3 protein-coding genes and 1 pseudogene are annotated in these 2185 nt (G+C 62.7%); all 4 read right to left on the bottom strand.

Annotation, left to right across the window (positions count from 1 at the left end; translation table 11 throughout):
• Window positions 1-182: pseudogene (locus B3Q33_RS10040) on the bottom strand (DUF411 domain-containing protein); the annotation flags it as partial.
• A 35-nt stretch (window positions 183-217) separates the two neighbouring features.
• On the bottom strand, window positions 218-580 hold the full coding sequence (locus tag B3Q33_RS10035; protein WP_272961987.1) for a cupredoxin domain-containing protein: 363 nt from the start codon (window positions 578-580) through the stop codon (window positions 218-220).
• Window positions 577-1227 carry a class I SAM-dependent methyltransferase gene (locus B3Q33_RS10030; protein WP_272961988.1) on the bottom strand — a complete coding sequence of 217 codons (651 nt, stop codon included), beginning with the start codon at window positions 1225-1227 and terminating at the stop codon, window positions 577-579. Before B3Q33_RS10030 ends, B3Q33_RS10035 begins: the two co-directional genes overlap by 4 nt.
• A partial coding sequence (locus tag B3Q33_RS10025; protein WP_286827510.1) for an HAD-IC family P-type ATPase occupies window positions 1224-2185 on the bottom strand: 962 nt, incomplete at its 5' end. The genes B3Q33_RS10025 and B3Q33_RS10030, both read right to left, overlap by 4 nt.

Raw genomic sequence — 2185 nt, 5'->3', positions numbered from 1 at the left:
ACCCAGGCGCCACAGCAGCCACAGGTGGGCGATTTGTACACTTCCATCACCTTGTCGGTGCTGGCGGTTTTGGCTTCTTCAGGGGCCGCAGGGGCCGCTTCGGTGGCCTGGGGCTGGGGTGGGGCATCATCGCCACAGGCGGCCAGCAAAAAAGCCAGTAGAAGTGCCGAAAATACTTTCATTGTGTTTCCTCTTCTGTGCGTGCGGCCTGCCAGCGTCAGCTGACTATCAACTTGCCTTGATACATCTGCATCTGGCAGGTGAAACGGTATTCGCCGGCGGGCGGGTTGTTCAGGGTCACGGTGGTGATGGTACCCGTTTCCAGAAACTCGCTCACGTCGAGCCCGTGAAACACCACCTGCTCGGCGCAGGGGGAAGGATCCCGACGGTCGAAGTACAGGGTCAGTGTCTCCCCGGCCCTGGCGCGCAGGGTGGCCGGGCTGTAGACGCCGTCGGCGACCACGATGGTGGCGACCTGATCGCTGACTTCCTGGCTCTGTGTTGTGGATTTGGACAGCCAGAACCACCAGACGATCCCTACCATCAGCAGCAGGCCGGCAAGATTGATCAGCAGTGTCATGGTACGACCTCCGGGTTGCGGGCGGTGATGACCAGGCCGGTCTTGTGCATGACCTGGCCCATCACGTTGATACTTTGCTCTGGAATGATCTGCTGGCGAACGTCGACAAAGCCCGCCGTCTTCAGGGCCTGTTGCAGATCCGGGCCGTCGTAGGTGAGAAAACCGTGCCGGAACACTGGCAGGGTGGCCATGCTGTGTCTATCGCGCAGGCCCAGACAAAGCTTGCCGCCAGGGCGCAGCAGTGTGCGGATGGCGCGCAAGGCCGGCAGCAGCGGATCCCAGAAGTAGACCACATTGATGGCGACAACATGGTCTGCGCTGCCGGGGGCCAGCGGCGCATCATGCAGATCGCCTGCCAGGAAACGTACCCGCTCCAGATGGCTATGATGCTGCTGCGCCTGGGTCACCATGTCCGGTGACAGGTCCAGCCCGGTATAGTGCAGATCGTCGGCCATGGCCAAAAGGTCCGGCAGGTGGCCCGCCGTGCCGGGGCCTATTTCCACGATATGGTCACCGTCCGATGGCGTCAGGGCCTGGTAGCTGGCAGCGATGATCGGCTGGTTATGCTGATTCATGTTGTCGGCGACCTGAGCGCCGTCATCGCCGCTGGGGCAGCGCAGCTGGGCGGCCAGTTGTTCTGGTGTCATGACTTGCCTCGCTGGGGTTTGAACAGGCGTAACCGGTTGGCATTGCTGACCACGGTCACCGAGCTGAGCGACATGGCGGCGCCGGCAATCACCGGGCTGAGCAGACTGCCGGTGAGGGGGTAGAGCACCCCGGCAGCCACTGGCACGCCAAGGCTGTTGTAGATAAAGGCACCGAACAGGTTTTGCTTGATGTTGCGTACCGTGGCCGATGAGATCGCCATGGCATCGGCGACACCATGCAGGGAGCCGCCCATCAGGGTGATGGCGGCGGATTCGATCGCCACGTCGGTGCCAGTGCCGATGGCAAAGCCCACATCCGCCTGGGCCAGCGCCGGGGCATCGTTGATGCCGTCGCCAACCATGGCCACGATGCGGCCCTTATCCTGCAGCGCTTTCACTTTTTTCGCCTTGTCCTCGGGCAGCACCTCCGCCATCACCTGGTCCACGCCCACCTGTTTGGCGATGGCATCGGCACTGGCCTGAATATCACCGGTAATCATCACCACAGTGAGGCCCTGGTCCTTCAGGCGGGCAATGGCGTCCCGGGAGTCTTCCTTGATGCGATCGGCCACGCCGAGGATACCCAGCAGGGTATTTCCCTCAGCCAGGAACAGGGGGGTGGCGCCACGCTCGGTGAGCGAGCTGCTGTCCAGGTTGGCCGTAATCCCTTCGCTTTCCAGCCAGCGGCGGTTGCCGAGCCGGTATGATTTGCCGTTCAGGGTGGCGCTGACGCCCTTGCCGTTGAGGGCCTGGAAATTGTCGGCCCGGTCCGGGCTGATGTCACGTTGTTGAGCGGCTTCTAGAATGGCGCGGGCCAGCGGATGCTCGGAGCCGCTTTCCAGGCTGGCGGCCAGTTGCAGCAGGTGGTCTTCCTGCTGACCCTCGGCGCAGAGAATATCGGTGAGCGCCGGTTTGCCTTCGGTGATGGTGCCGGTCTTGTCGAGGACAATGGTGTCCA

This window comes from Alcanivorax sp. UBA3183 (assembly GCF_002364155.1).
In the GTDB taxonomy this organism is placed as follows: Bacteria; Pseudomonadota; Gammaproteobacteria; order Pseudomonadales; family Alcanivoracaceae; genus Alcanivorax; species Alcanivorax jadensis.
The sequence above is the reverse complement of the archived record's forward strand: the minus strand, read 5'-3'. Positions and strand labels throughout refer to the sequence as shown.

What these genes read in the sequence shown, in the direction of transcription:
- B3Q33_RS10030 (WP_272961988.1), bottom strand. Translation starts at nt 1,227, where the DNA reads ATGACACCAGAACAACTGGCCGCCCAGCTGCGCTGCCCCAGCGGCGAT.
- B3Q33_RS10035 (WP_272961987.1), bottom strand. Translation starts at nt 580, where the DNA reads ATGACACTGCTGATCAATCTTGCCGGCCTGCTGCTGATGGTAGGGATC.